The following is a 26,913-nucleotide window of genomic DNA, read 5'->3' as shown; positions in this document are numbered from 1 at the left end:
GTTATGCGCACCGCGATGTCCGTAATGCTCCCAGTACGGTAGTTGTGTGGTCATCGATGCCTGCCAAGATACCCGTGAACTCTTTGCGATGGAGATGCGGGAGCCTGGATGGACGTGCTCGACGGACTTTGCAGTACCTTGAGCCGACCAGGTTTTCAGCACGAGAACGTGCATGAACAGCCTCAGAGATTTAACCAGCGATGCGGCGCTGCGGTTCGGCCCCTACGCGTTCCACCCCAACCAACGGCTGATCCTGGACGGTGATCGGGCGCTGCGCATGGGCGGGCGGGCGCTGGACATTTTGCAGGTGCTGGTCGAACGCGCCGGCCACGTCGTCAGTAAGGACGAATTGATCGCCCGGGTCTGGCCGACGTCGGTGGTCGAAGAGATTAACCTGCGCGTACACATCGCGGCTCTGCGCCGGGCCCTCGGTGATGGCCAGAACGGCGAGCGCTACATCGTCAACATTCCGCAGCGCGGCTACAGCTTCATCGCCCCGGTCGAACGTGTGCTGGAAGGCACGCCGGTGTTCATCGACAGCTTGCATAAGCCCCAGCACAATCTGCCGGCACGACTCACATCGATTACCGGTCGAGATTCGATCGTCGGCAGTGTGGTGCGCCAGTTGCCGGTTCGACGGTTCATGACCCTGGTCGGCCCGGCCGGGATCGGCAAGACCACCGTGGCCTTGCGCGTGGCTGAGTTGCTGTTGCAGCACTACCGCGATGGTGTCTGGATCATCGACTTGGCAGCTATCGACGACCCGTCGCAGGTGGTCGATCAATTGCTTCAAACCCTGGAACTCGACGCTGGCCTTGCGCCGCTGGCGCCACGGCATGCGTTGCTGGTGCTCGACAACTGTGAACACCTGCTCGAACGCTGTCGCACCTTGGTCGATGATCTGTTGGCCGCCGCGCCGCGCCTGTCGATCCTGGCCACCAGCCGTGAACCGCTCCAGGCTCTCGGCGAAACCGTGTTGCGGTTGCCGCCCTTGGCGGTGCCGCCAGCCTCGGCATTGCACAATGTGGCCGAAGCCATGGGCTACTCGGCGGTGCAGCTGTTTGTCAGCCGTGCCCGTGCCCGTCAGCAGGGCTTTACTCTGCGCGAGCAAGACCTCAAAGCCGTGCGCGACATCTGTCGGCGGCTCGACGGTTTGCCCTTGGCCATCGAGCTGGCCGCCGCGCAGATTGATGCATTGGCGCTGGTCGGGCTGCACGCGCAACTGGACAACTGTTTCCAATTGCTGACCCAGGGCCGACGCACCGCCGTGCCACGCCATCAGACCCTCAAAGCCGCGCTGGACTGGAGTTACGAACGGCTGAGCCCGCTGGAGCAAACGGTGTGGCAGCGCTTGGCGGTGTTCAAAATGGCCTTCACCCTCGACGCGGTGATTGGCGTGATCAGCTGCGCCTCACTGCCGCCCATGCACCTGTTGGACGTGGTGGAACGACTGGCGCGCAAATCGCTGCTTTCAATAGAGCAGGGCAGTGGCGTGCCCCGTTATCGCTTCCTTCACACCACGCGCACCTATGCCCTGGAGAAACTCGAACACAGCGGCCACCTGCGTGCGCTCGAACTGAGCCATGCGCACTACATCAGCCGCGCGCGCTGGATCTCAGGCGTGCAATTGCCCGGCGAGCTCATCGAGTAAACGCCGGACTTTCGTCAGGTCCGGCGTAGCAAAACCTTCGGTAAATCGCCCATAAATCGGCGCCAGCAACTCATAAGCTCGCTGCGCGTGACCCCGACGCTGCCAAAGTTGCGCCAATGAAGTGGCACTGCGCAGCTCCCAAGCCAGCGCTCCCTGACTTTTCGCCACCGCCAACGCCTCAAGCAGCACCGCCTCCCCCCTGTGGGAGCGGGCTTGCTCGCGAAGGCGCCCGCCCAGACAACCCACCTCTAACAAGTTCTCCTCAGCAACCAACGCCTCCCCCCGAACCCGAAGAATCTCCGCCGTACTCCAACCCGCCGCGCCGCTTTCAGCACGCGCCAACAACGCGCCATCAACAAAACCACCATCCAGCGTCACCATGATCTCTTTCACTAGCCCGACACCCGCTAGCGAAGGCCCCTCGGCCCCTTCAATCACCTGCGCATACTGCCGCGCCCAGTTATAAAACAGCACCACCGAATGCTTCTGCGCTTGCTCCAGCAACATACGCAAGAGTTCGCGGGCGGTAGCCGTGTCGCCGTTGTAATGGGCGATCAGGCAACCGGACAGCGCCAGGGTGTAGCAGATGGACGTGCCGTGGTTGATCTGGATCGCGATGTCCAGCGCCTGCCGGGCAGTGCGCCAGGCTTGTTCCGGCTGGCCTTGCAGCCAGAGAATCCGCGCCAGAATCGTTAGCGCCGCGACGCTCTGATCGTACTGCACGCCAAAACCGTGGGTGAAGCGGTTGAGGTGGCCGCTTTGGGCCATGCGCTGGATGACTTGCTCGGCATGCTCCCGCGCCTGTTGCTGATCCCCGGAAAAGTGCAGCGCCAGCACGCGCAAACGGTGGGTGCTCAGCGACAACACTGCATCGCCGTGCAGCCCCAATCGGTCGAACTGCTGGCTCTGCTCCAGGGCCATTTGATAGTTGCCGCTGCAGAGATTGACCGCCATGTGCCCGGACACCGCCCGCAACTGACCGGCAACGTCATCGTAACGTTCAGCCAGGGTTCTGGCGCTGACGAAGGCGTCGACGGTTTCGGCGGTGCCGCCCTGGGCGTGGTAACAGGAGCTGCCGAGGGCGAGCTTCAGGGCGATGGTCAGGCGAGGGCAGGGCTCGGCGGCGGCATCGAGCAGCGCCAAGGCCCGGCGCACGTACACGCCGTGCTCCTTGAGCAGCGAGAGTTCCTGCCACAGCGGCATTGAGCTGGCGGTCAAGCGGATCGCCAGCATCTGCGGCCCGTTCGCGTGCAAGCCCCATTCGAGGGCGGCGCGGATGTCTTCAAGGCCCCGGGCGTAACGCTCGATCCACAGGTGAGTGGGGGTTTGCTCCCAGTCGTCCTGAGCCTGTTGCATCAAGGCCAGGCAGCGTTCGGCATGCCGTTGACGGGTGTCCGACACCTCTGCGGCCAGGTGAAGTTTTTCCAGGGCATAGCTGCGGGTGGTGTCGAGCAGGCGATAGAACACCTCTTCATCGCCCACTTCCACGTTCAGTAACGACTTGGCCACCAGTTGCGTGATCGAGGCAAGCACCAGGTTGGGTTCGATGTGTTCGCCAACGATCACCGCCGCTGCGGATTCCAGCGTGAAACCGCCCCTGAACAGCCCTAATCGACGAAGGCACGTCTGCTCGCAAACACTGAGCAGTTCAAAGCTCCAGTCCAGCGTCGCGCGCAGGGTCTGATGCCGGCCCAGCGTTGTCTGACTTCCTTGGGTCAGCAGGCGAAAACTGCCTTGCAGTTGCGTCAGCAAGCCATTGATGCCGAGGTCGGCGACTTGCGCGGCCGCCAGTTCGATGGCCAACGGAATGCCGTCCAGACGCTGGCAAATTTCAATCGCCAAGGGCAGCTCTTCATCGCTCAGTTCGAAACTGTCGTGGTTGGCCATCGCCCGCTCGACGAACAATTGCAGGGCGGAAAAACTCAAGGTCTGGGCGCGGTCGAGCACGGCGATGGGTGGCGGGCAATCCAGCGATTCCAGGCGTTGCACGTACTCGCCTTCGGCCCGCAGGCTCTCGCGACTGGTGGCCAGAATATGCACCTGCGGTGCGCCACGCAGAATGCCTTCGCACAGCAGCGCAATCGCATCAATCAGGTGTTCGCAGTTGTCGATCACCAGCAGCATCTGCCGTTCCCGCAGGCAGGTCGCCAGGCTATTCATCGGCTCGCCGTCGTGCAGCGCCAGGTCCAGCAGTGTCGCCAGATGCGCAGTGATCATCGCCGGGTCATTGAGTGGCGCGAGGTCCAACAAGCGAATGCCGTCGCGGTAATGACCGATCAGTTGTTCGGCCACCCGCAGGGCCACGGTGGTCTTGCCGATACCGCCGGGGCCGACCAGGGTGATGAAGCGCTGGCGGGCGAGATGTGTCACCAAGCTGTCCACCAGATGCTGACGCCCGATCAGTCGGGTGCGGCGCACCGGCAGGTTATGTCGGCGCGGTTCGTGGGCCTCGTTGTCGGGGTGCTGCTCGATAGACGCCAGCGAGAACGGCGCCACAAAACTGTAACCGCGCTGAGCCACCGTGACGATGTAGCGCTGGCCGGCCTGACCGTCGCCGAGGGCTTTGCGCAATGCCGCCATGTGCACCCGCAAATTGATGTCTTCGACGACGCTTTTGGGCCACACCTGCGCGATCAATTGCTGCTTGCTGACCACATTCCCGGCGTGCTCCAGCAGGATCAACAAAATATCCATGGCACGTCGACCCAGGCGCAAAGGCTGGTCGCCTTCCAGCACCAGACGTTGTCCCGGGTAGATCCGGTAAGGGCCGAAATGCACGGCCTGATCGGGGGAAAGGGTCAACGGGTTACTCCTGCTTGCATCCGTCTAGTACGCGGTTTCCGAGCATATTCCTCAGGATTGTCCGGCAGTGCAATGAGGGCTCGGCAGACTGTCAGGTATTCGCTGCGACTGTCACGTTCCCTGCACCGCTCGTCACCTCGTATTTATTGGGCGCGAGTGTGACAAAAAGGGCGTTGGGGCATCAGGCGCGGTTTTGTAAATTAACAACGTTTAACTCGTCGAGCATCAGGTCTACGCCCAAAACTCTAGGGCTTCAAGTCCAACGAAGATCTCTGTCTTCGCGCTGTAAAAGGAATGGACACTTCTGGAGGATGCCGGAATGAGCGATGTGGTGGTGGTCTATCACAGTGGCTACGGGCACACCCGAGTCATGGCCGAAGCCGTGGCCCTGGGCGTGGAACGGCATGTGGGCAGCACCTGTCGGCTGATTTCGGTGGAAGACGTGGACACGCAGTGGGAACACTTGCACCGGGCGGACGCGATCATCTTCGGCGCCCCGACCTACATGGGCAGCGCTTCAGCATCCTTCAAAGGCTTCATGGAGGCCACGGCGGCGTTCTACCTGGCTCAGCCCTGGCGCGACAAACTCGCTGCAGGGTTCACCAATTCCGGCTGCCTGTGCGGCGACAAGCTCAACACTTTGCTGCAGATGGCCGTGTTCGCCGCCCAGCATTCGATGATCTGGGTCGGCCTCGACGTGCTGCCGGCGCGCAGCAGCACCGGGCTGTTCGACGGGCAACTCAATCGCCTGGGCAGTTCGCTGGGCGCCATGGCCCAGTCAAATGTCGAACAGTCCCCCGACGACGCACCGCCACCCGAAGACCGTTGCACCGCCGCGCACTTGGGCGAGCGGGTCGCGCGGCTGGCCGAACGTCTGCATCACTCACCGATTTGATCCCTCAACACCCCCAAAGGAGTACGCCTCATGAGCACATTCACCACCCGCGACGGTACCGAGATTTACTACAAGGACTGGGGCACCGGTCAGCCGATCGTCTTCAGCCACGGCTGGCCGCTGAATGCCGATAGCTGGGAATCGCAGATGATCTTTCTGGCGTCCAAAGGCTATCGGGTCATCGCCCACGACCGTCGTGGCCATGGCCGCTCCAGCCAACCGTGGACCGGCAACGACATGGACACCTACGCCGACGACCTGGCGCAGTTGATCGAACTGCTGGACCTGAAAAACGCCGTGCTGTTCGGCTTCTCCACCGGCGGCGGTGAAGTGGCGCGCTATATCGGTCGTCACGGCACTGGCCGGGTCGCAAAAGCCGGGCTGATTTCCTCGGTGCCGCCGCTGATGCTCAAGACCGAAGCCAACCCCGGCGGCCTGCCTCTGGAAGTGTTTGATGGTATTCGTCAGGCCTCTTTGGTGGACCGTTCGCAGCTCTACATCGACCTCGCCAGCGGCCCGTTCTTCGGCTTCAATAAACCGGGCGCCAAACCGTCACAGGGCATGATCGACTGGTTCTGGCTGCAAGGCATGGCCTCCGGCCACAAGAATGCCTATGACTGCATCAAGGCTTTCTCGGAAACCGACTTCACCGAAGACCTGAAGAAGTTCGACGTGCCGACGCTGGTGGTGCACGGCGATGCGGATCAGGTGGTGCCGATTGAGGCGGCGGGGATTGCCTCGGCCCGGCTGGTCAAGGGCTCGACGCTGAAGGTTTATCCGGGCGCGCCGCATGGCTTGACCGATACCCACAAGGACCAACTCAACGAAGACCTGTTGGTGTTCCTTAAGGGCTGATCAAACACCAAACAACTGTGGGAGCGGGCTTGCTCGCGAAAGCGGTATGTCATTCAACATGGATGTTGGCTGACACGACGCCTTCGCGAGCAAGCCCGCTCCCACATGGACGGTGTTCACAGCATTACGAATGTACGCATAACCCTGTAGGAGCACGGCTTGCCGGCGATGGCGTCCTTGAGATCGCCTCAAAGCCTGATCAAACACAAATCAAAACTGTGGGAGCGAGCTTGCTCGCGATAGCGGACTGACAGGCAACTCAGATGTTGAATGTTCAACCGTCATTGCGAGCAAGCTCGCTCCCACATGAATAGTGTTCGGGATTCAGGGGTGTAGGCACAGCTCCGAGGGCTGCGATTTTTTGCGGTTAAACACAGGGGCGCGTACCACCTGACACCGCCACGCAAACGGCGTGATGCCTTCGCTGCGGGTGAAGATGTGGCAGAAGTGCGCTTGATCGCAGAAGCCGCATTCCAGGCTGATTTGCGTCAGGGTCAGGTCGGTGTCGCGGATCAGTTGCTTGGCCCGGCCGATCCGCTGGCAGCGAATCCAGTCCTGCGGCGAGAGGCCGGTGCTGCACTTGAACGCCCGGGAAAAATGACTGCGTGACAGCGCGCAGGCCTTGGCCAGTTCGGTCACTTCCAAGGAGTCGCTCAGGCCTTCGAGAATCAGTTGCTTGACCAGGTTTTCGCGCCAGGGCGCGAGGCCGCCGGTGGTGGTTTTTTGCACTGGCGTGACGGACGCCCTGACGGCGTTGAACTGAACGTGAGCCATGACAAATATCCGTGTCGGTGGGAATGCGCGGGCGCACTGCACGGTGGATCAGCACCTTCCTTATTTAGGAAAGCAGGTCTGTGCAGAGGACTTCATTTTTGGCCGCGAGGCGTTGGCAGGCGAGTTAAACGTTGTTAATTCCACGCCCGGTTCGGGATGGAGAAACCGCGCTAACTCAGCACATCGCTGCAAGTGTGCGAAGGTTGGGTCGGTGCAAGATGGGGGACGTATGGCGCGCCTTGGCAGGTCGCTTTCCTTGAAGACATCAAAGGTGAAGGCATGAAGCATTCTCTGGTTTGCACACTGGGCCTGGCGGTTGCGCTGGCATCCGGTATTTCCATGGCGGCGGCACCGGCTCAGGTCGGCACCCAGGCACCGGGTTACTTCCGCTTGGCAGTGGGCGATTACGAAGTCACCGCACTGTTCGACGGCTACAACGACCTGTCGCCGAAACTGCTCAAGGGCCTGAGCCAAAGTCAGATCCGCGCACTGTTGGCCCGTCGCTCGATTGAAACGCCCGGCGTGCAAACAGCGTTCAACGCGTTTCTGATCAACACCGGCAAGCAACTGATCCTGGTGGACACCGGGGCAGGGCAGTGCATCGGCGCCACGGCCGGCATGCTCTCGGACAATATGAAAGCCGCCGGTTATCAGCCAGACCAGGTCGACACAATCCTGCTCACCCACCTGCACCTGGACCACGTCTGCGGCCTGGTCGACGGCCAGCAAAAACCGGTCTTCGCCAACGCCACGGTCTACGCCGCCAAGGCTGAGGCCGATTATTGGCTCGACCCGCAAGCCATCGCCAAAGCACCCGAAGGCGCCAAGCCGTATTTCAAAATCGCCCAGGATTCGACCGCTCCGTACGTCGCGGCGGGCCGCTTCAAAACCTTCGACGCCGGCCAGTCGCCGGTGCCGGGTGTCGAGGCCACGCTGGAAGCCGGGCACACGCCGGGCAGCACCACCTACCGCTTCACCTCTAACGGCCAGAGCATTTTGTTCATGGGCGATTTGGTGCATAACCTGGCGGTGCAATTCCTGCATCCCGAAGTGTCGATCGGTTTTGACGTCAATAGTCAGCAGGCGATCAAGAGCCGCAACCAGGTCTTCACCGATGCGGCCGCCAGCAAAACCTGGGTCACCGCCGCGCATTTGCCGTTTCCGGGCATAGGTCATATCGCCGCCGAGGGCAAGCATTTCCAATGGGTGCCGGTGGAATACGGCCCATACAAACGAGCGGCGAAAGTGCCGTTGATTGAGTAGAGTTCTGGCACTGTGCTTAGGCAAGGAAGAACACAAAATCTGTGATGAGGGGATTGCCCTTAAGCCAAAGAACGATGAGTAACCTGTGGCGAGGGAGCTTGCTCCCGCTTGAGTGCGCAGCACTCACAAAATCGGCATTGCTGCGAAGATTTTGGGGCCGCTGCGCAGCCCAGCGGGAGCAAGCTCCCTCGCCACAGGGTTTTGCAGTGACTGCCTGGACTGGCTCAAAACACAAAGGACCCACCCTGATGAACCGTAACGACCTGCGCCGCGTCGACATGAACCTGCTGGTGATTTTCGAAGCCCTGATGTTCGAAAAGAACCTGACCCGGGTCGCCGAAAAACTCTTCATGGGCCAACCGGCCGTGAGTGCGGCGCTGGGGCGTTTGCGTGATCTGTTCGACGACCCATTGCTGCTACGCAACGGTCGCGGCATGGAGCCGACGGCGCGGGCGCTGGCGATTCTCAAGGAACTGCAACCGGCGATGGACGTCATCTCCGGGGCGGTCAGCCGCGCCAAGGAATTCGAACCGGCCAGCAGTTGCGACGTGTTTCGCATCGGACTGTCGGACGACGCCGAGTTCGGTCTGTTTCCACCGTTATTGAGTCAGTTGCGGGAAGAGGCCCCAGGCATCATCGTTGTCGTGCGCCGGGCCAACTACCTGCTGATGCCGGCGCTGCTGGCATCCGGGGAAATCTCCGTGGGCGTCAGCTACACCACCGATTTACCGGCCAATGCCAAGCGCAAGAAACTGCGGGACATCCCCTGCAAAGTCCTGCGCGGGGATAATCGGCCTGGCCCAATGACCCTGGACGAATACTGCGAACGGCCGCATGCGATGGTGTCGTTTTCCGGGGACTTGAGCGGCAACATTGACCTCGACCTGGCCAAGATCGGCCGCCACCGCCGCGTGGTGCTGGGCGTGCCGCAGTTCAGCGGTTTGCGCGCATTGCTTGCCGGTACGGAAATGATCGCCACCGTGCCCGATTACGCCGCGTGTGCCTTGGTCGAAGGCTGTGCGTTGCGCGCCGAAGACCCGCCGTTCCACATCGAAGCCGCGCAATTGTCGATGGCCTGGAGCGGCGTGCACGACAACGACCCAGCGGAGAAATGGTTGCGGTCGCGGATCAGTCAGTTCATGTCCGAACCGCTCAATATCCAGACCTCATAACCCCAGACCAACACCCGATCCAATGTGGGAGCAACTGTCATGGTGGTTTTTATTTTGGAGACTTTTCAAAAGACAACCGGGTATCCACGGTTTCAATCCGTGTGATTTTCAACAACCGCGCCACAGGTTTTGTACAGGCCCAGGACATTCGGACAGAAGATCCAATGTGGGAGCGGGCTTGCTCGCGAAGACGGAGTGTCAGCCAGCATAGATATTGAATGACCCACCGCATTCGCGAGCAAGCCCGCTCCCACAGGGGATTTGCTGTGGATGCAGAGTTTGTGGTCGACGGAGATTCATTGTGGGAGTGAGCCTGCTCGCGATGGTGGTTGATCAGTTGATATTGATGGTGGCTGATGGACCGCATTCGCGAGCAAGCCCGCTCCCACAGGGGGTCGGTGTTCAAGCAAGGATCTGTGGTGGGCTTCATGCAGGAGACCACCCGCAAAAAGAGCACGTACATCCAATTTTTCCCCACCTGACCCCGGCACTCTCTCATCAAGTGCCGGCGAAGCCATGCCGGCCATTTATCAATTGCGCAGGTACGCCATGAACGCAGCGGAATGGGATGAATGGGCTCGGGACCTTGGACTGTTGTTTCTGCGGGTCAGCGGCGGGTTGTTTTTGCTGTGGGTGCATGGCTTGCCGAAGCTGCTGGACTACAGCGCGCAACTGCAACAGATCGAAGACCCGTTCCACCTCGGTGCCAACCTGACGCTGATCCTGGCGATTTTTGCCGAGGTGCTGTGCCCGCTGCTGATCGTCGCCGGGGTGCTGGTGCGTTTGGCGTGCTTGCCTATTCTGTGTGTGCTGTTGGTGGCGCTGTTGATTGTGCATCCGCAATGGAGCCTGTTCGAAGGGCAGTTCGGCTGGCTGCTGTTGATTGTGTTCACCAGCATCCTTATCGCCGGGCCGGGACGGCTGGCGCTCAATGATCGTTTCGCCGGAGTCTTTCGTTATGCCTGATGCCAACCACGCCGACGCTGCAAAACCGGGTTTCGAGGAAGTCGTGACCCTGATCGTCAAACACCGGGTCAAGGCCGGTTTCGAGGCGCCTTACGAAGCCTGGCTGCGCAACATCGTGCGCATCGCCGGGCAGCGTGAAGGGCACTTGGGCGTGGACGTGGTGCGCGGCAAGAACGCCGGCCTCGACACCTACACCTGCGTGCTGCGCTTTTGCTCCACCGAAGCGATGCAACTGTGGCTCGACTCGCCGCAACGCCTGGAACTGGTCAACGAAGCCACACCGATGCTGGCTGACGGCGACCAGACCGAGGTCAACCCGGTCAATGAGTTCTGGTTCTCGCCACTGGCCGACGCCGCCTCGCCACCGCCGCGCTGGAAGCAGGCCGTGATCACTTTGCTGGTGATTTTGCCGCACACCTTGCTGGTGCCGCTGATCTGGGGGCCGCTGCTCAAGCTCAACGCCTTCCTGTCCAATTACGTGGTCGCCACTTTCCTGATCACCGTGACCATCGTGGTTTCGGTGGTGTACCTGTTCATGCCTCGGGCGACGCGCCTGTTCGCGCCGTGGCTGACAGCCGACACGTCACATTCCCATCTGCCTGAGGAACCGCGATGAACGCCGATCTGATTTTATTCAATGGCCAATTCCACACCGTCGACCGCGAAAACCCGCAGGCCAGTGCGGTCGCGATCAAGGACGGGCGCTTTGTCGCGGTCGGCACCGATGCCGAGGCCATGGCCCTGCGCGGTTCGGGCACCCAGGTCATCGACCTCAAGGGCCGCTGCGTCATTCCCGGCCTAAACGACTCGCACTTGCACCTGATCCGAGGTGGCCTGAACTACAACCTCGAACTGCGCTGGGAAGGCGTGCCTTCGTTGGTCGATGCCCTGCGCATGCTCAAGGATCAAGCCGACCGCACACCAACGCCGCAATGGGTGCGGGTGGTCGGTGGCTGGAACGAATTCCAGTTCGCCGAAAAACGCATGCCGACCCTGGAAGAACTCAACCAGGCCGCGCCGGATACACCGGTGTTTGTTCTGCACTTGTACGACCGCGCCTTGCTCAACCGCGCCGCCCTGCGCGTCGCCGGTTACACCCGCGACACACCGAACCCGCCGGGCGGCGAAATCGTGCGTGATGCCAACGGCAACCCGACCGGCATGCTGGTCGCCCGTCCGAACGCGATGATTCTCTACTCGACGCTGGCCAAAGGGCCGAAGTTGCCGCTGGAATATCAGGTCAACTCGACCCGCCAATTCATGCGTGAACTCAATCGCCTCGGCCTGACCAGCGCCATCGATGCCGGTGGCGGTTTCCAGAATTATCCGGACGATTATCAGGTGATCGAGCAGTTGGCCAAGGATCAGCAACTGACGATCCGCATCGCCTACAACTTGTTCACCCAGAAGCCCAAGGAAGAGCTCAGCGACTTCAAGAACTGGACGTCGAGCGTGACCCTGCACCAGGGCGACGACTACCTGCGGCACAACGGCGCCGGGGAAATGCTGGTGTTCTCGGCAGCGGATTTCGAGGACTTCCTCGAACCGCGCCCGGACCTGCCGCAAACCATGGAAGACGAGCTGGAGCCGGTGGTTCGCCACTTGGTCGAGCAGCGTTGGCCGTTCCGTTTGCACGCGACCTACAACGAATCCATCAGCCGCATGCTCGACGTGTTCGAGAAGGTCAACCGTGACATTCCGTTCAACGGTTTGCCGTGGTTTTTCGACCACGCCGAAACCATCACCCCGCAGAACATAGAGCGGGTGAGGGCGCTGGGTGGCGGTATTGCGATTCAGGACCGGATGGCGTTCCAGGGTGAATATTTCGTCGAGCGTTACGGTGCCAAAGCCGCTGAAGCGACCCCGCCGATCAAGCGCATGTTGGCCGAAGGCCTACCGGTCGGCGCCGGCACTGACGCCACGCGGGTATCGAGCTACAACCCCTGGACTTCGCTGTACTGGATGGTCAGCGGCCGCACCGTTGGCGGCCTGGAGCTACACGCCGAAGGCCTGTCGCGGCTGACCGCGCTGGAGCTGTTCACCCACGGCAGCGCCTGGTTCTCGTCCGAGCAGGGCAAGAAAGGCCAGATCAAGGTCGGCCAATTGGCAGACGTTGCGGCCCTGAGCGCGGACTTCTTCAGCGTCGATGAAGAAGCGATCAAGTGGATCGAGTCGGTGTTGACCGTGGTTGGCGGCAAAGTGGTGTATGCCGCCGGGGACTTCGAAAAACTTGGCCCGGCCAGCGTGCCGGTGCTGCCGGACTGGTCGCCGGTGGTGAAAGTCCCGGGTCACTGGCGCCCGACCTCGCCGATGCAGGCTCAGGTTCACCATTGCAGCGGGCCGTGCGGTGTGCATTCCCACAGCCATGAAAAGGCGCGCCTGTCGAATGCGCCGGTCAGCGATTTCGCGGGTTTCTGGGGCGCCTTTGGCTGCTCGTGTTTTGCCTTCTGACGAACATAAAAGAGCGCCGGCCCAACGTGTCGGCGCCATAAGCACCATCCCACTACCGAGGAGTTTCATATGAGCAACGTTCCGTACAAACGTCTGAACAAAGATGACGCGGTGGTCTTGCTGGTCGACCACCAGACTGGCCTGATCTCGCTGGTGCAGGATTTCTCGCCCAACGAATTCAAGAACAACGTGCTGGCCCTCGCGGACCTCGCCAAGTTCTTCAAACTGCCGACCATCCTCACCACCAGCTTCGAAAACGGCCCGAACGGCCCGATGGTGCCGGAGCTCAAGGAACTGTTCCCGGACGCGCCGTACATCCCGCGTCCAGGCCAGATCAACGCTTGGGACAACGCAGACTTCGTCAAAGCCGTTAAAGATACTGGCCGCAAGCAGTTGATCATTGCCGGTGTGGTGACGGATGTGTGCGTGACGTTCCCAACCTTGTCGGCCCTGGCCGAAGGCTTCGAAGTGTTTGTGGTGACTGACGCTTCGGGCACTTTCAACGAAACCGTGCAACAAGCCGCTTGGGCGCGTATGTCGGCGGCCGGTGCACAACTGGTCAACTGGTTCTCGGTAGCGTGCGAGCTGCAAGGCGACTGGCGCAACGACATGGAAGGCCTGGCGAACCTACTGTCGCCGCGCATTCCGAACTATCGCAACCTGATGAACAGCTATTCGGTGTTGACCTCGAAATAAGTTTCGCCGCGCACAAAAATGCCCGCCATTGTGCGGGCATTTTTCTATCTGACACACAACACCCCTGTGGCGAGGGAGCTTGCTCCCGCTGGGCTGCGCAGCAGACCCAAAAATCTTTACTATCAGTCCCCATTTTTGGGAGTGCTTCGCCCTCCAGCGGGAGCAAGCTCCCTCGCCACAAAAGCGCGGTGCATCAATGCTTTTGCAGCCACCCCAGAAAACCTCCTTTCTTGATCGGCACCGGTTTAGCCATCAACGCCAACTGACTGTTCTGCTGCCGAACCGCCTGCAACTTATTCAACGCCTGTCCAACCGCGCCACGCTGCTCCATGCAATCGCGGGTCAGGGCTTTGTCGATCCGATAAATGATGCTCGACGTCAACGCCGTAAAGCAGGCCTGGGACGGTGTGTCGGTGAGGATGCTCTGTTCGCCCATGACTTCGCTCGGCCCCATGCGTCCGGCTTCGGTTTGCCCGGTGCCGTCGGGCACGGTGGCGCTGACCACGCCGGTGGCGATGACAAAAAGACTGTCCGGCACTTCATTCAACTCCAGCACCACCTGACCTGCCGCGTATTGCTGCGGGACCATCGCTTGAGCCAGTCGATCACGTTCGTCCTCGCTCAGTGAACGGAAGATTTTCACTTCATCCAGCAACGCCCGCGCCCGGGTCGAAGGCTCGATCCCGCCATCGAGCTGCCGGGAAATACCCGCCGCTTCCAGGTGCCGATGGGCCAGGTCAAACAGTTGATTGCGCACTTCACCTTTCTTGCCCAACTCGGCGATAAATCCGCTGGCTACATACTCGGACATGGTTTCGCCAGCCTCTTTCAACAGCGCTTTCGGCGCCGGGTTGAGCAGCAATGTGCTGCTGCCCTGAAGCGTACGATCCAGCGCATCCAGTACCCGACGCGGGCGGATGTGGTTTGGCACTTGAATGCTGATCGACACGCCGTGCATGTTGCTCGGTCGACTCAGGTTGACGATCTTTGCCTTGGCCGCCACCGAGTTCGGCACCACGGCGGTTGTGCCGGCGCTGGTGAGCAAATGGGTGGCGCGCCAGTCGATGTCGAGCACCTTGCCCTCAACACCGTCGATCACCACAAAGTCATCCACCTGATACGGCTTGGTGGTATTGAGCACGATCCCGGAAAACACATCGCTCAAGGTGCTCTGCAACGCCAGACCGACCACGATCGCCACCACCCCGGAAGTCGCCAGCAGCCCTTTGACCGGGAGCTCCAGTACATAACCGGCAGCGGCAACGATCGCGACCAGAAACACCAACGCGCCGATGACATCCTGCAACAACCGACCGCTGTGACCGATGCGGCGCATCAGCACCAGGCCGATGACTTCGGTGAGTACTCGCGCGGCGTACAGCCACCAGAGAATCCCCAGCGCTGTAGCCCCGAGTTGCGCCACACGGTCGTCGGCGAATATCGGTGCCTGTAATGGGCTGACACCGGCATTGATGATGACCGCGCTGAAGATCAGGAACAGCGTCAGGCGCAGGCCGATGCGGGTGACGCGGTGCTGGATCGGCGCGAGGTGCCAGAGCAGGGCGTCGATCACCAGCAGCAGGGCGCTCCAGGACAGGGGGTGACCGTAGATGAGGGACATGGGCGAACTCCGGAAATGTCGGCGTGGCGCAAAAAAAGATCGCAGCCTCCGGCAGCTCCAACAGGTATTGGTTTTGGGTTCAGAAGCAGTGGCTGTCGCTGCACCATGGACACAGATTAATGGGGTGCCATAAACGGAAAAAGCGGCTATAAAGTGTTTGACTGTCAACCAGGACGTGACAATGAACCCGTTCGAAGATATGCGTATTTTTTGCCAGGTGATGGACTCCGGCAGCTTCACCGCCGCAGCCGATCAACTGGGCCTGTCCAAGCAATTCGTCAGCCGCCGATTGATGCAACTGGAGGAGCGCTTGGGCGTTCGCCTGCTCAATCGCTCGACCCGACGGCTGGATGTCACGCCACTGGGCCAGAGTTATTACGAGTCAGCGTTACGCCTGCTCAGCGAAGTCGAGCAAGTGGAGCAGGGCATCGCCGGCCAGACCACCGAGCCCCGCGGCACCATTCGGCTGAGCGCGCCGTTGTCGTTTGCATTGGCGCATCTGGGCTGTCTGCTGCCAGCGTTTTTGCAGCGCTATCGCGACGTCACCGTGGAGGTGGACTTGAGCGATCGGCCGGTGGATTTGCTCGGTGAGGGTTACGACCTGGCACTGCGCATCGGCGTGCTGGAAGACTCGACCCTGATTGCCCGGCGCATCGCCTCGATTCAGCGGGTTTACTGCGCCAGCCCGGCTTACTTGGCCGAACACGGCACGCCGGCCAAACCCGAAGACCTGCTCAACCATGACTGCCTGCCGTATGGCCACGGTCGTCAGGTGCAATGGCGGTTTGAAGGGAAGGGCAAGCCGCTGACGGTCAACGTCACCGGGCGGATGCGGGTTAACAATGGTGAGCTGCTCAAGGATGCGGCGATTGCCGGGATGGGAATTACCTATCTGCCGACGTTCATTGTCGGCGCGGCACTGAAGGATGGACGACTGGTCCCGGTGCTGGAGGATTTTCGGCCGCAGCCGCTGGCGTTGTCGGCGGTGTACCCGCAGCATCGCCAAGGGTCGCGGCCGGTGCAGGCGTTTATCGAGTTCTTGCGTGAGCGGTTGGATCAGCGTGAGGAAGGGTTATAGAACGTTGACCTGCACGGTAGCGGCTAAATAGCATCATTGGCCCGTCAATCACGATCATTGCGACCTACACTCCCCTCCAAGGCGCGGTCGTATTGACCCGTCAGAAGCAGCAAGGAATCTGCGTTTGTCTCAACGGCAAAGTGACAACGGGAGGGGATATGGGGCACAGCATACTGCTGGTCGAGGATGACGAAATCCTCGCCGAGAACATTCAGACTTACCTGGAGCGCAACGACTTCGAGGTAACGGTCTGCCACTCGGCCGAGGACGCACTGGAGCAACTGGGTGCCTTTGTCCCGGACGTGGTGCTGACCGACAACGCGCTGCCGGGCATGAGCGGTCACGATCTGATCCAGAAGCTGCGCATCAGCGCGCCGGATCTGAAGGTGATCATGATGACCGGTTACGGCAACGTTGAAGACGCCGTGATGGCGATGGAAGAGGGCGCGTTCCATTACGTCACCAAACCGGTGGCCCTGCCCGTGCTCAAGTTGCTGCTGGACAGGGCCCAGGCCACCGACCGGATGGAGCGCATGCTGTCGTTCTACCAGGAACGCGAGGCGCAGAAGTCCGGAGTGCAGGCGTTGATCGGCGAATCGGCGGCGATGCATTCCCTGAAAAACACCATCGGCCAGATGCTCGACACCGAGCGCCGCAAGGCCAACACCGACCTGCCGCCAGTATTGGTGGAAGGTGAAAGCGGCGCCGGCAAGGAACTGGTGGCCCGGGCGCTGCACTTCGACGGCCCGCGCGCCAAGGGTCCGTTTATCGAATTCAACTGCGCTTCGATTCCGTCCAACTTGGTGGAGTCAGAACTGTTCGGCCACGAGAAGGGCGCCTTCGCCGACGCCAGGGACCGTCGGGTCGGGCTGGTGGAAGCCGCCGACGGCGGGACGCTGTTTCTTGATGAAGTCGGCGAGATGGATCTGTTGCTGCAGGCCAAACTGCTGAAACTGCTGGAAGACCGGACTATTTGCCGGGTCGGTTCGGTGAAGGAACGCAAAGTTGATGTGCGGGTGATCAGCGCGACCCAATGCAACCTTGAGCAAATGGTCCAGCAGGGCAAGTTTCGCCGCGACCTGTTCTTCCGTTTGCGGATCATCTCGATCAAGGTGCCGCGCCTGCACGCCCGAGGGCAAGACGTGCTGCTGCTGGCCCGGCACTTCCTGGCCATCCACGGCAAACGCTATGGCAAACCGCGCTTGTGCTTCAGCGTCCAGGCCGAAGAGTTGCTGCTCAGCTACACCTGGCCAGGCAACGTGCGCGAGTTGCGCAACATGCTGGAGCAAACCGTGTTGCTGACCCAGAGCGACACCATTGCAGCCCACCAATTGAACATCTGCTTGAACCTGATGGATGAGCCGCTGATGTTGCCGGAGCCGCCGTACAGCGAACCTCGGCCCACCCGCAATGGCGCCGAGTCGATGAACCTGCCGCAAGTGGAGCGCGACAGGATGCGCAAGATGCTCGACAAGACCGACTGGAACGTCACCAAGTCTGCGCGTCTGCTGGGCCTGAGCCGCGACATGCTGCGTTACCGGATTGAAAAGCTCGGTCTTGAGCGCCCGGACAAGCGTCAGTGGTAGAAGCACCGGTTGGCTGAGGGTCGTTCGTCAGAGAACAACGATGGGCAGGCGGCGCTAAACCCTGTCTGGCCCCCAGGCTGACGCTCAAGGCATTCGCTGATGTCGTCCGCGTTATCCGGATTACAAGATCCCTACAATGACTCAATGTGGTTTTTCCAAGGGCTGATCTAGACTCGTGCCGGTCAATAAAAACGAGATCTGGAGTACGCAATGGACCTGCCGACAAAACAACAGGCTATCGCCAGCAACCGCGATGCCTGGAATGACTCTGCCAGGCACCACAAAGACAATCCCGACTGGCAGACGCTGTTTGATGCAGTTAGTCAGCGGGATTTTTGCTGCATCGATGACACCCTGCGCGGTGTGCTGGAGCAGGTCGGTGTTGAGGGCAAGGACGTGGTGCAACTGGGCTGCAACAACGGCCGTGAAAGTCTTTCGCTGTTCGCGTTGGGCGCCCGCAGCGTGGTGGGGATCGATCAGTCTGCCGCTTTTCTTGAGCAGGCCCGGGAATTGGCGAGCCGTTCGCCTCATGACGCTGAGTTCATCGAAGCGGACATCCATCATTTGCCTGTCGAGCTTCAGAGGCGTTTCGATGTGGCGCTGATCACCATTGGTGTCTTGAACTGGATGCCGGACATCGCCGAATTCTTCCGGCACGTCGCGCAAACCCTCAGGCCCGGCGGCGCGTTGGTGATCTACGAAACCCACCCATTCCTGGAAATGCTCGACCCCGAGGCCGCCGACCCATATCGTCTCGACAGCTCCTACTTTCGCAGCGAGCCGTTCGTGCAACATCAGCCGATCGTCTACGAAGGCAAAGTCGAACAGTCGGCAGCGCCGTCCTACTGGTTCGTCCATACCCTCGGCGCGATCTTCACCGGCGCCATCGACGCCGGATTGCAAATCAGCCACTTCAAGGAATACCCGCACTCCAACCGCGAAGAGCTGTATGACCGGTATGAACGGCAGGTGGCGCAGTTGCCGTTGTGTTTTACGTGGGTGGCGGTGAAACGCTGATTCTTCGAGCCGTAGAATGCGTTGCCTCGACTGACGCCATCGCGAGCAGGCTCGCTCCCACATTGGATCTCCCTGTGACGAAGATCCCCTGTGGGAGCGAGCCTGCTCGCGAACGCGGCCTGGCAGCCAACCCGATTTTGCAGGCGAACTCGGTTTTCAAGCCTGCGCCGTCGCCTCCGCCGCTACTGGCCGTTCCGGTTTGCGCAACGCGTCGAGGCGTGAGCCTTGGTAGCGGGTTTCGCGGTAGAAGCGCCAGCGGCCGCCGAACAGGCCATAGACATGGGTGACCCGGCCTTGCTCCTGGTAGCCCATGCGGATGTGCAGTTTCATGGCCGGGATATTGCGGGTGTCACAGACGTCCACCACCTTGTTGCAGCCCTGGGCCTGCATCGCTTCCCAAAGGTTGACCTGCACATCCACCGACAGACTGGTGCCGAAGTAGGGGCGGGCCATTTCACCGCCGAACTCGAAGAACTCACCGGGTTTGACCGGGAACCAGCAGCCGAAGTAGTGGCGGTCGTGGTAATCCCGCATGCTGCCCCAGATGAAGGCGACGGCGTTGCCTTCTTCGTCCAGGTGCATGTGCCCGGTGTGGCCCTCGGTGGCGAGTTCGGCCATGGTCCCGACGCGATCACCGAAGTATTTGCCGAAGGCCGTGGCGTTGTCCGCGGTAATGGTTACCTGACGCAAGCCGGAATAGGGCCGCAATTTGTGCGGCGGTACCGGGCTGACCAGATCGCGTTCCATCCACAACAGTTCCCAATGGAAGAACACGTAGCGCTTCCAGAATGCCTTGAAGAGGCTGCCCAGGCCTTTTTGTCTGATTCGTTCGCGAAGCTTGCCGATAACGCTCATAAGCCCTCCATGGCGAAAGCCAAGGTGTGGTGGGTGACGCTTTTGATGGGTATGGATCAAGGCTGCACATTCAAGTCAAAGCGCCGGTCTTGGATATGTTGCAACCTATGTAATTCATTCGAGTGCAGCAGCCCCCGTCTGGAAATCCCTGCTCACAACGGCATACGACACCCGCTCGACACCCGCAAGGCGCAGCTCTAAAACCTGCGTCAACGACTCGTCGGGATTCAGATACGCGTCACCAAAGTCGGCCCCGAGCTGGGTTGGATGGGCGACGATCTCCAGCAGCCCGTCGGTCGGCACAGGGGCGTTTCGAAGGTCTACCGGGGTGCAAACATAGTCCGCCGTGGCCCCGGCCAGGTTGAATAAACGCCGATTGAGCAATCCCTTGAACACCCGTTTGGGCAGGCTCAGGTTTTGCCCCAGGTTGCGCGCCAACCGTACGGCCACCCCTTGTCGGGCGGCGAACCGCGCGACGATTTTGCCGATGGGCCAGATGTTGTGCACATGTTGGTGAGAGTCGATATGGCTGGGCCGCACGCCATTGTCCAGGCAACGTTGCCATTGGGCCTCGAGCTCATCCATCACCGCTTCGCGGTCCAGTCGATTGAGCCACAGGCTGTGGCGAGGAAGGTTGAGGTCGAACTCGCCCTGGCGGTCGCAAAACGTCGAACGTCCGAGAATGCCCTGGCTCAGCGGCCGGCCATAAGTCAGGTTAAAGTGCAGGCCGATCCGGTCCTTGAGCAACGGGTGTTGGGCCATGACGCAGGCGGCTTCAAACGCCGGCATGTTGGCCATGGCGGTGGCGGAACTGATGACCCCAGCCTGAAACGCACCGAGGATCACCGCGTTTTCGCACGGGCTAAGGCCGAAATCGTCAGCGTTGACTATGACTTGGCGAGGCATGTTCGCCCTCCGTAGTTTTTTCCGTAGTCGCCGGGGGCTGGGCCGCTGGCGTGGTGACCGTGACAACCGCCGCTGCGCGTTTCGCCCGCCATGTTTGCACGGCCGGTTTGAGCCGTTGCCAGACGCGCAGCGCCAGGCCCAGCGCGAGACCACTGAGGCGCCAGGAATAGAAACTCCAGCGCCAGTGTTCCAGCTGCCCGGTCATGCGCTCGTGGAGTTGATGGCTGGAGTTTTCCAGACTGACCCGCGAGGCATCGATCCAGCGCCAGTTGTCGTCCAGGCCCCAACGAATCCACTCTTCGAGCAGCACCCGGCCGCTGCCCAGGTCGGCGTATTGCGGCAGGAACGCCAGGTTGTAGTCGTACAGCCGACCCTGTTCCAGCAAGCCGAGGCGATAGCTGATGCAGCGCCCATCCAACTCCAGCACCACCACCCGCACCAGACCGCAAGCGGCGAGGGCGGTGAAGGCACGGTCCATCCATTGTCGGTGACGTTCGTCGGCAAAGATGCCGACGCCTTCATCACCTTTCCAGCTCACCGCTTCGACTTCACTGATGGCCTGCAACAGCGGGCCCATGGTCGAGGCGTCCGGGGTGATGCGCCGCACCTGGGCACCACACGCGGCGATGCGTTTGCGTGCGCGGCGCAGTTTGTAACGCGGATCGCCCGAGATTTCCTGGCGATCCGCCTCGCTGATCAGGTGCACCGGCGCCTTGCAACTCAGGCGTCGTTCACCGGTAGAACTGTGGGCCATCCAGACCGCCAGGGCACTTTCTTCACCCGTGGGTTCGGACAGCTCGTTAAGTTGCATCAGCGCGTGGGGTACGCGACGACGGATCACAATCAGTGCCTTGCGGATGCTCTCGGCGTCAAGGCAGGCGAGCAGCGCCAGGCGATCGGTCAGCGGATAACCGAGGTGATGCAACACCCGAAACGGCAGTCCGCCGAAGCGTTCGCGCAACGCCACCAACGGCAGGCACAGCGCCAGTTCATCACCCTGCCAGCCGAGCAGCACGTGCAGACGCTGCCCGTCACTGATCGCCTGTTCCGCGGCGCACAACCAGGCCAGGGTGTTGAACGGCGTGTGGTCCGTCACTCGCAGGCGCAGCGCTTCGTAAGCCGCTGCCGGAAAGTCCGGCGTGCAAAGCGAAGTGCGCCATTCGAATCGCGTTGCCATAAGATCAAGTCACCGTGGCTGCAACAGGTGGACGCGACGGTTTGCGCAAGGCATCCAGGCGCGAGCCGCTGTAACGGGTTTCACGGTAGACGCGCCAGCGGCCGAACAGCTCGTAGACGTTCATGATGCGTCCTTGCTCTTGATAACCCATGCGGATGTGCAGCTTGAGCGCTGGAATATTGTGGAACTCGCAGACATCCACCACCTTGTTGCAACCCTGGGCCTGCATGGCTTTCCACAGTTCCAGTTGCAGGTCCACCGAGAGCGTAGTGCCCCAATAGGCGCGGGTCAGCTCGCCGCCGAACTCGAAGAATTCGCCAGCCTTTACCGGGAACCAGCAGCCGTAGTAGTGCTTGTCGTGATAGTTGCGCGCCGCGCCCCAGATAAAGGCCACCGCGTCCCCTTGGTCATCCAGGTGCATGTGGCCGGTGTAACCCTCACGGGCCAGTTCCGCCATGGTTTCGACGCGGTCGCCGAAGTACCGCGCGAAGGCGCTGGCGTTATCGGGTGTGATGGTGACGACCCGCAGCGGCGGATAAGGCCTGAGGGCGTGTGGCGGGACCGGGCTGACCAGGTCACGCTCCATCCACAGCAGTTCTTCGTGGAAAAATGCGTAGTGTTTCCAAAGGCTCTTGAGGGTGGAGCGCAGGCCTTTTTGTTGGATGCGTTCTCTGAGTTTCTTAAAAGCACTCATTGGATAGTCTCCTGAGTTTCGGCTTGGCGAAGACCTGTGGCGAGGGGGCTTGTCGGAATGCCGCACCACCCCGTTCGGCTGCGCAGCAGTCGTAAACCATTGCATTCGATGTATCTGATACATCGAGGTTGCAGGTTTTGGGGCCGCTTCGCAGCCCAACGGGGCAAGCCCCCTCGCCACAAATTTGGTGTTCGCCGCACCTCTCTCTTAACGGATCGGAATTGGGGGTCATGAAGCGCGCCAGCTCAACGCAAACAGGGTTTGCCCTGGCAGCTCGAAGCTGACGCGACCGTCCTGGCAGCGGTAGGGCGCGTCGCGGCTGCGGTTGTCGGCGCCGAAATAACGCAATGAGCCTTTGTTCAGCGGGCACGCCGCGCCGCTCAGGTCCACACGCTGCAAGCGCGTGCCTTTGTTGACGCCCAGCAGGCTGCGTTGCAGGTCGGCGGCCATGGCGAGCACGTCGACTTCGAACGCGTCGTTTTCCAAGCCCATCACGCTGCCCAGCCAATGCTCCTGAATAAACTGCTGGGCCAGGCCCACGGGTTTGAGTTCGAAATGGTCGTCGCCGAGTACCCGCAACATGCCCTTGGGGTAGTTCGGCTCATCGGCGGCCTGGAACCAGTTGAGCATTTCCAGCAAACCGTCCTGGGACGAATTGATCACCACCGACGCCCACCACAACGCGGCGTAATGGGTTTCCTGATCGTAAGGGCTCAGGCTTGAGCCGCTGGACATGTTGGTCTGGTCCAGCAGCAATGCCTTGCGCGGCCGGCCTTGAGCATCGAGGCCCACCAACTCTGCGGCGCGGCGCACGCTGTCACGGTAGACCCGCGTGGCGAGCAGGTCGCGGATCATCCATTCGTGCCAGGCCAGTGCATCAACCTTGTCCCCTGATTCCGCCAGCAGACGGCGGGCCCAATCGATGCCGCGCTTGTCCGCGGCGTTGTCGGCAAACGGGCCGTTGACCAGCCGTGCACTGGCCGGCATGGCGATGCGGATGCCGGCGCGGGCATTGGCCGGATTGCTGCGAACCTGCCGGGCCATGCTGTTGAAGATGGATTGGTAGTTGGCGTAGCTCGGATAGTTGAGGTTCGGCTCGTCGGCGAAGCCGATGTAATGAGTGCCGTTGCCGCCGAGGGCGCGGGTGCTGGCGAGCCAGGCGTCGAGGCCGCTGTTGCTCAGGGTATCGGCCCGCAAATCGGCCTGGCGCTGGCTGCCGGCTAATAGCGTGATGTCCTGGGTGATGCCGAAGCGATCCTGGTAGACCTGGCGGAACGCATCTTCGTAGTGCGGATTTTTCGCGGTGATGTCGACGAAGCTGTAGTAACTGGCGGCTTTCGCCTTGAGCGCATCGAGCAGCGCATAACTGGAGGCCGGTGGCATCACGTAGGGCAGGGCGACGCCGAGGTTCGGGGTCTTGCCGAGAATCTCCTTGTGCAGGGTCAGCCGGGTCTGGCCGTCGTCTTCGCGCAGGGGCTTGAGCTGCTGCGGATTTTGCGCGAACAGGTTGGCCGTGCCGTCGAGCCAGAACGCCACTTTGCCGCTGCCTTGCAAACGCAGGCGCCAGATTTGTTCGGTCTGGGCCACCGGCAATGCGACCTGATCGAATTGCCAATAGGCCCGATAGGGTTTGAGCGCCAGTGACAGTTGTTGGCCGTCGCTTACCCGCTGGGCTTGCAGGGCGCCGACGCCCCCGTGGAACTTACCGGCGAGTACCGCGTGTTCTCCCGGGGCTACTTTGAAATACAACTCATCGCCGTCATGGGTTTCGGCACTGAAATGCACCTTGGCCGGTTCGAACAAAGCCACCGTGTGTTCATCGTGTTCGACCTTGTAGCGGCGAAAACTGTAGCCCGGAATTTCCAGTCGATAACTGGCGGCGCTTGGCGCCAACGGCCAGCTCTGGGTGCCGCGCGCTTCACTGGCGGCGATCAGGCGTTCGCCCTCAAGTTTGCCTTGGCCATCGATCAGGTAAATGTGTTCTTCGTTGGCATCTGCCTGCCACGCCGGGACCCAGCGCACGGTCACGGTGTCGGGGCGATCCGCTTGCAGGTACAGGCTGCCGTCGCGAATGTCCGTCCAGCGCATCGACGCCGCTTGAGCATCGAGCGCGAAGCCCAACCCCAACAGCAGCGCCAGGCGTTTCATATCGACTTCCGTTGCAGCATGTGCAGCATGGGCGCGACGTCGCTGGGCAGGATGATCAGGGTTTGCCAGACCGGCACGCCGCTCAAGCGGCAATACATCGCGAGCAACGCAATGGTCACTGCAAGGTAGGCGATGGACGAAGCCGCTGCGGCGCCGACGATGCCGTAAGCCGGAATCATCACCAGGTTCAGCGCCAGGTTCAGCAGCGCACCCAAGCCCATCAGCAGCGACACCGTGCCGGGACGATTCTTGCCGAGTAAATCCAGGCGCAGGATGCTCGCGTAGCACAACCCCAACAGCCCGGGCAGCAGGGCGAGCAGGGCCGGATACGCCGGTTGGTAGGCGATGCCGAACAGCGTGACGATCAGCCATTCACCAATGACGGCCATGGTCAGGCACGCACCGAGCATCACCGTGGCGGTCAGGCGCAGGGCCAGCGGGGTCACTTTGTCCATGCCTTCGTCTTGTTGCAGCAGGCGTTTCATCAGTGGCGTGGTGACTGCTTCCGGGACGATCAGCAGCAACTCGGCGGCAGCACTGGCCATCGCGTAATGACCCAGCGCGGTGCTGCCGAGCAGGGCGCCGATGAACAGGTAATCGGAACGCAAAATCACTTGCTGGAACAACAGATCGGGATGGCTGCGGGCGCTGTAGCGCAGCAATTCGTTCTGGCCGGCGCGGTCCCATTGCAGCTTCAGTGGTTGATCGCGCTTGAGCCAGACCCAACCGGCCAACACCACCAGGCTGAGACCCGCCAGCCAACTGATCAGCGCCGCTTCGAGGGCGGCGGTTTTCCACATCCAGAACAACGCCAGAAACAGCAGCAACGGCGCCAGGGATTCCACCAGCCGCAAGGCATTGAACGCGACCACGCCGCCCGAGGCGTTGTGCAAGGTCAGCAAGCCACTCTTGAGTACGGTCAGCGGCACCGCCAGCAGCAGCAGCCAAGCGAGCAAACCCAGTTGTGTGGTGATGTCCAGTTCACTGCCAAATTCCCGGGTCAATGCGACCACCAACAGGGTCAACAGCGCCGCGAGTAAACAGCCGAACACCAGCACTTGGCTCAGCAGCAAGCCCATCGGCCGTTGCTTGGCCGCCTGATAGCCCACCGCCGAATTCAAGCCGCCACTGGTGGCGGCGCTGATCAGGTCGGGCAGGGTGCTGAGCAGCGCAAACAAGCCACGTTCACTTGGCCCGAGAATCCGCGCCAGCAACACGTTGCGCAGCAAGCGCAGGCCAATCATCGCCAGTTTGGTGCCCATGCTCAGGGCCAGGTGCTTGAGGTAGTGGCTGCGGCTCATGGCCGGGCGCCTCGGTAGATGCGCCAGGACAGCAATTCCGGCTTGCGCGCCGCGCGCTGGCTGACGCCAAAACGTGGCAAGGCCAAGGGCTCGCCGTTGCCGCGATAAATCCCGGTGCCGGTGCCCAGCGCAAACGCGAAGTCGTGGTCGGCCACGTGTTGGCGAACCCGCGCGTCGTGGTCGCCGTTGGGGTAGCAATAGACTGGCAGCGGCCGATTGCAGCCGTTCAACAGCGCATCGCGACTGCGACTGAGTTCTTCATCAAGGCGTTGATCGTCGAGGCCGGTGAGGATCGCATGACTCGCCCCGTGAGGACCGAAGCGCACCAGCCCGGTGGCTTCCAGCGAGCGCACTTGCTGCCAGTCCAGGGCCTGGGGCAATGATTCTTCCGGGCATTCGTCGGTCAGTCGACTTAACTCGCCCGGCGACAGGGTTTTAAGGCTTTGCAGGTAACGCAACAACGCCAGGCTGCGGCGTTGAACATCCAGGTCATCCATCAACACCGGTAGCGGTCGGCCGATCTGTTGCAGGCACTCGATCAAGTGGCGCCGGGCTTTTGCGCCATGGCTATCCCAGAGGGTTTCACCGATGCTCTCCCACCAGAAGCGCTGGCGGCTGCCGATGAAATCGGTGGACAGGAAAATGCTCGCCGGCACCTGATATTTTTGCAGCAGCGGGAAGGCATTCACGGCGTTATCGCGCCAGCCGTCATCGAAGGTCAGCGTCACTTTCGGCCGGTCCGAGCGCTGGGTGCCGGGTTGCAGGATGTCCATCAGCGGCACGCAGTCGAAGTGCTTTTTCAGCCAGATCAGCAAGTGCTCGAACGCGTTTGGCCCGACGCACAATTCATTGCGGTGGGGCAGGTCAGCGGCGCGGTCGTTGGCCAGCACCCGGTGCAGCATCAGGATCACCCCGGCGCCGTGCAGTTGACTGCGCCCCACTGATGAATTGAGGTACAGCCAGCCACTGGTGCGTTTTAATAATTGTTTGATCGCCATGGCACGC

The 26,913-nt window shown here is 61.3% G+C and carries 22 protein-coding genes; 12 read left to right on the top strand and 10 right to left on the bottom strand.

Features of this window, described 5'->3' with window-relative positions:
- Nucleotides 1–172: 172 nt before the first annotated feature.
- A complete protein-coding gene (locus AC1MEW_RS25285; protein WP_480423967.1) occupies nt 173–1,651 on the top strand; it encodes an ATP-binding protein in 1,479 nt (492 codons plus the stop codon).
- Here AC1MEW_RS25285 and AC1MEW_RS25280 read toward each other — a convergent pair.
- On the bottom strand, nt 1,616–4,453 hold the full coding sequence (locus AC1MEW_RS25280; protein WP_480423965.1) for an ATP-binding protein: 2,838 nt from the start codon (nt 4,451–4,453) through the stop codon (nt 1,616–1,618). The genes AC1MEW_RS25285 and AC1MEW_RS25280 overlap by 36 nt on opposite strands.
- A 319-nt stretch (nt 4,454–4,772) precedes the next feature.
- Between AC1MEW_RS25280 and AC1MEW_RS25275 the strand changes: the two genes are divergently transcribed.
- On the top strand, nt 4,773–5,348 hold the full coding sequence (locus AC1MEW_RS25275) for a flavodoxin family protein (RefSeq protein WP_201256116.1): 576 nt from the start codon (nt 4,773–4,775) through the stop codon (nt 5,346–5,348).
- 30 nt (nt 5,349–5,378) lie between these two features.
- Complete coding sequence (locus AC1MEW_RS25270; RefSeq protein WP_480423964.1) at nt 5,379–6,203, top strand: alpha/beta fold hydrolase; 825 nt, start codon at nt 5,379–5,381, stop codon at nt 6,201–6,203.
- 324 nt (nt 6,204–6,527) lie between these two features.
- Here AC1MEW_RS25270 and AC1MEW_RS25265 read toward each other — a convergent pair whose 3' ends face one another.
- The gene (locus AC1MEW_RS25265) at nt 6,528–6,977 is read right to left on the bottom strand and encodes a helix-turn-helix domain-containing protein (protein ID WP_480423963.1); all 450 of its coding nucleotides are present in this window, start codon (nt 6,975–6,977) and stop codon (nt 6,528–6,530) included.
- 279 nt (nt 6,978–7,256) lie between these two features.
- Between AC1MEW_RS25265 and AC1MEW_RS25260 the strand changes: the two genes are divergently transcribed.
- The 6 genes from AC1MEW_RS25260 (at nt 7,257) to ycaC (ending at nt 13,525) form a co-directional block, all read left to right on the top strand.
- Complete coding sequence (locus AC1MEW_RS25260) at nt 7,257–8,240, top strand: MBL fold metallo-hydrolase (RefSeq protein WP_323570286.1); 984 nt, start codon at nt 7,257–7,259, stop codon at nt 8,238–8,240.
- A gap of 248 nt (nt 8,241–8,488) precedes the next feature.
- Complete coding sequence (locus AC1MEW_RS25255) at nt 8,489–9,412, top strand: LysR family transcriptional regulator (RefSeq protein WP_201256120.1); 924 nt, start codon at nt 8,489–8,491, stop codon at nt 9,410–9,412.
- Between the two features lie 549 nt (nt 9,413–9,961).
- Nucleotides 9,962–10,378, top strand: coding sequence for a DoxX family protein (locus AC1MEW_RS25250; RefSeq protein WP_201256145.1), 417 nt, complete (start codon nt 9,962–9,964; stop codon nt 10,376–10,378).
- Complete coding sequence (locus AC1MEW_RS25245; RefSeq protein ID WP_480423961.1) at nt 10,371–10,994, top strand: antibiotic biosynthesis monooxygenase; 624 nt, start codon at nt 10,371–10,373, stop codon at nt 10,992–10,994. The genes AC1MEW_RS25250 and AC1MEW_RS25245 overlap by 8 nt, the downstream gene beginning before the upstream one ends.
- Nucleotides 10,991–12,829, top strand: coding sequence for an amidohydrolase (locus AC1MEW_RS25240; RefSeq protein ID WP_480423959.1), 1,839 nt, complete (start codon nt 10,991–10,993; stop codon nt 12,827–12,829). The genes AC1MEW_RS25245 and AC1MEW_RS25240 overlap by 4 nt, the downstream gene beginning before the upstream one ends.
- Before the next feature lie 69 nt (nt 12,830–12,898).
- Nucleotides 12,899–13,525 (top strand): isochorismate family cysteine hydrolase YcaC, encoded by a 627-nt coding sequence (gene ycaC, locus AC1MEW_RS25235; protein WP_201256122.1) that lies wholly within the window; start codon nt 12,899–12,901, stop codon nt 13,523–13,525.
- 193 nt (nt 13,526–13,718) lie between these two features.
- On the opposite strand, the gene AC1MEW_RS25230 is transcribed toward ycaC, so the two are convergent.
- Nucleotides 13,719–15,146 (bottom strand): mechanosensitive ion channel domain-containing protein, encoded by a 1,428-nt coding sequence (locus AC1MEW_RS25230; RefSeq protein ID WP_480423956.1) that lies wholly within the window; start codon nt 15,144–15,146, stop codon nt 13,719–13,721.
- A 181-nt stretch (nt 15,147–15,327) separates the two neighbouring features.
- On the opposite strand from AC1MEW_RS25230, the gene AC1MEW_RS25225 reads away from it, so the two are divergent.
- The 3 genes from AC1MEW_RS25225 (at nt 15,328) to AC1MEW_RS25215 (ending at nt 18,827) form a co-directional block, all read left to right on the top strand.
- Complete coding sequence (locus AC1MEW_RS25225) at nt 15,328–16,224, top strand: LysR family transcriptional regulator (RefSeq protein WP_322268042.1); 897 nt, start codon at nt 15,328–15,330, stop codon at nt 16,222–16,224.
- 158 nt (nt 16,225–16,382) lie between these two features.
- On the top strand, nt 16,383–17,810 hold the full coding sequence (locus AC1MEW_RS25220) for a sigma-54-dependent transcriptional regulator (RefSeq protein WP_480423955.1): 1,428 nt from the start codon (nt 16,383–16,385) through the stop codon (nt 17,808–17,810).
- Nucleotides 17,811–18,020: 210 nt separating this feature from the next.
- Nucleotides 18,021–18,827 carry a class I SAM-dependent methyltransferase gene (locus tag AC1MEW_RS25215; protein WP_201256126.1) on the top strand — a complete coding sequence of 269 codons (807 nt, stop codon included), beginning with the start codon at nt 18,021–18,023 and terminating at the stop codon, nt 18,825–18,827.
- A 156-nt stretch (nt 18,828–18,983) separates the two neighbouring features.
- Here AC1MEW_RS25215 and AC1MEW_RS25210 read toward each other — a convergent pair whose 3' ends face one another.
- The 7 genes from AC1MEW_RS25210 to AC1MEW_RS25180 all read right to left on the bottom strand — a co-directional run bounded on the left by AC1MEW_RS25210 (nt 18,984) and on the right by AC1MEW_RS25180 (nt 26,906).
- On the bottom strand, nt 18,984–19,682 hold the full coding sequence (locus AC1MEW_RS25210; RefSeq protein ID WP_201256127.1) for a GNAT family N-acetyltransferase: 699 nt from the start codon (nt 19,680–19,682) through the stop codon (nt 18,984–18,986).
- 114 nt (nt 19,683–19,796) lie between these two features.
- The gene (locus tag AC1MEW_RS25205; RefSeq protein WP_480423954.1) at nt 19,797–20,588 is read right to left on the bottom strand and encodes a ChbG/HpnK family deacetylase; all 792 of its coding nucleotides are present in this window, start codon (nt 20,586–20,588) and stop codon (nt 19,797–19,799) included.
- A complete protein-coding gene (locus tag AC1MEW_RS25200) occupies nt 20,560–21,765 on the bottom strand; it encodes a GNAT family N-acetyltransferase (RefSeq protein WP_480423952.1) in 1,206 nt (401 codons plus the stop codon). The genes AC1MEW_RS25205 and AC1MEW_RS25200 overlap by 29 nt, the downstream gene beginning before the upstream one ends.
- Before the next feature lie 4 nt (nt 21,766–21,769).
- Nucleotides 21,770–22,459, bottom strand: coding sequence for a GNAT family N-acetyltransferase (locus AC1MEW_RS25195; RefSeq protein WP_201202422.1), 690 nt, complete (start codon nt 22,457–22,459; stop codon nt 21,770–21,772).
- A gap of 228 nt (nt 22,460–22,687) precedes the next feature.
- Nucleotides 22,688–24,607: a hypothetical protein gene (locus AC1MEW_RS25190; RefSeq protein WP_480423951.1), complete on the bottom strand. Its 1,920-nt coding sequence runs from the start codon at nt 24,605–24,607 to the stop codon at nt 22,688–22,690.
- Nucleotides 24,604–25,908, bottom strand: a complete 1,305-nt coding sequence (locus AC1MEW_RS25185; RefSeq protein ID WP_480423949.1) for a lipopolysaccharide biosynthesis protein — start codon at nt 25,906–25,908, stop codon at nt 24,604–24,606. Before AC1MEW_RS25185 ends, AC1MEW_RS25190 begins: the two co-directional genes overlap by 4 nt.
- Nucleotides 25,905–26,906 (bottom strand): polysaccharide deacetylase family protein, encoded by a 1,002-nt coding sequence (locus tag AC1MEW_RS25180; protein ID WP_201256130.1) that lies wholly within the window; start codon nt 26,904–26,906, stop codon nt 25,905–25,907. Before AC1MEW_RS25180 ends, AC1MEW_RS25185 begins: the two co-directional genes overlap by 4 nt.
- Nucleotides 26,907–26,913: the final 7 nt, after the last annotated feature.

This window comes from Pseudomonas sp. ASL4, from assembly GCF_056680395.1.
The sequence above is the reverse complement of the archived record's forward strand: the minus strand, read 5'-3'. Positions and strand labels throughout refer to the sequence as shown.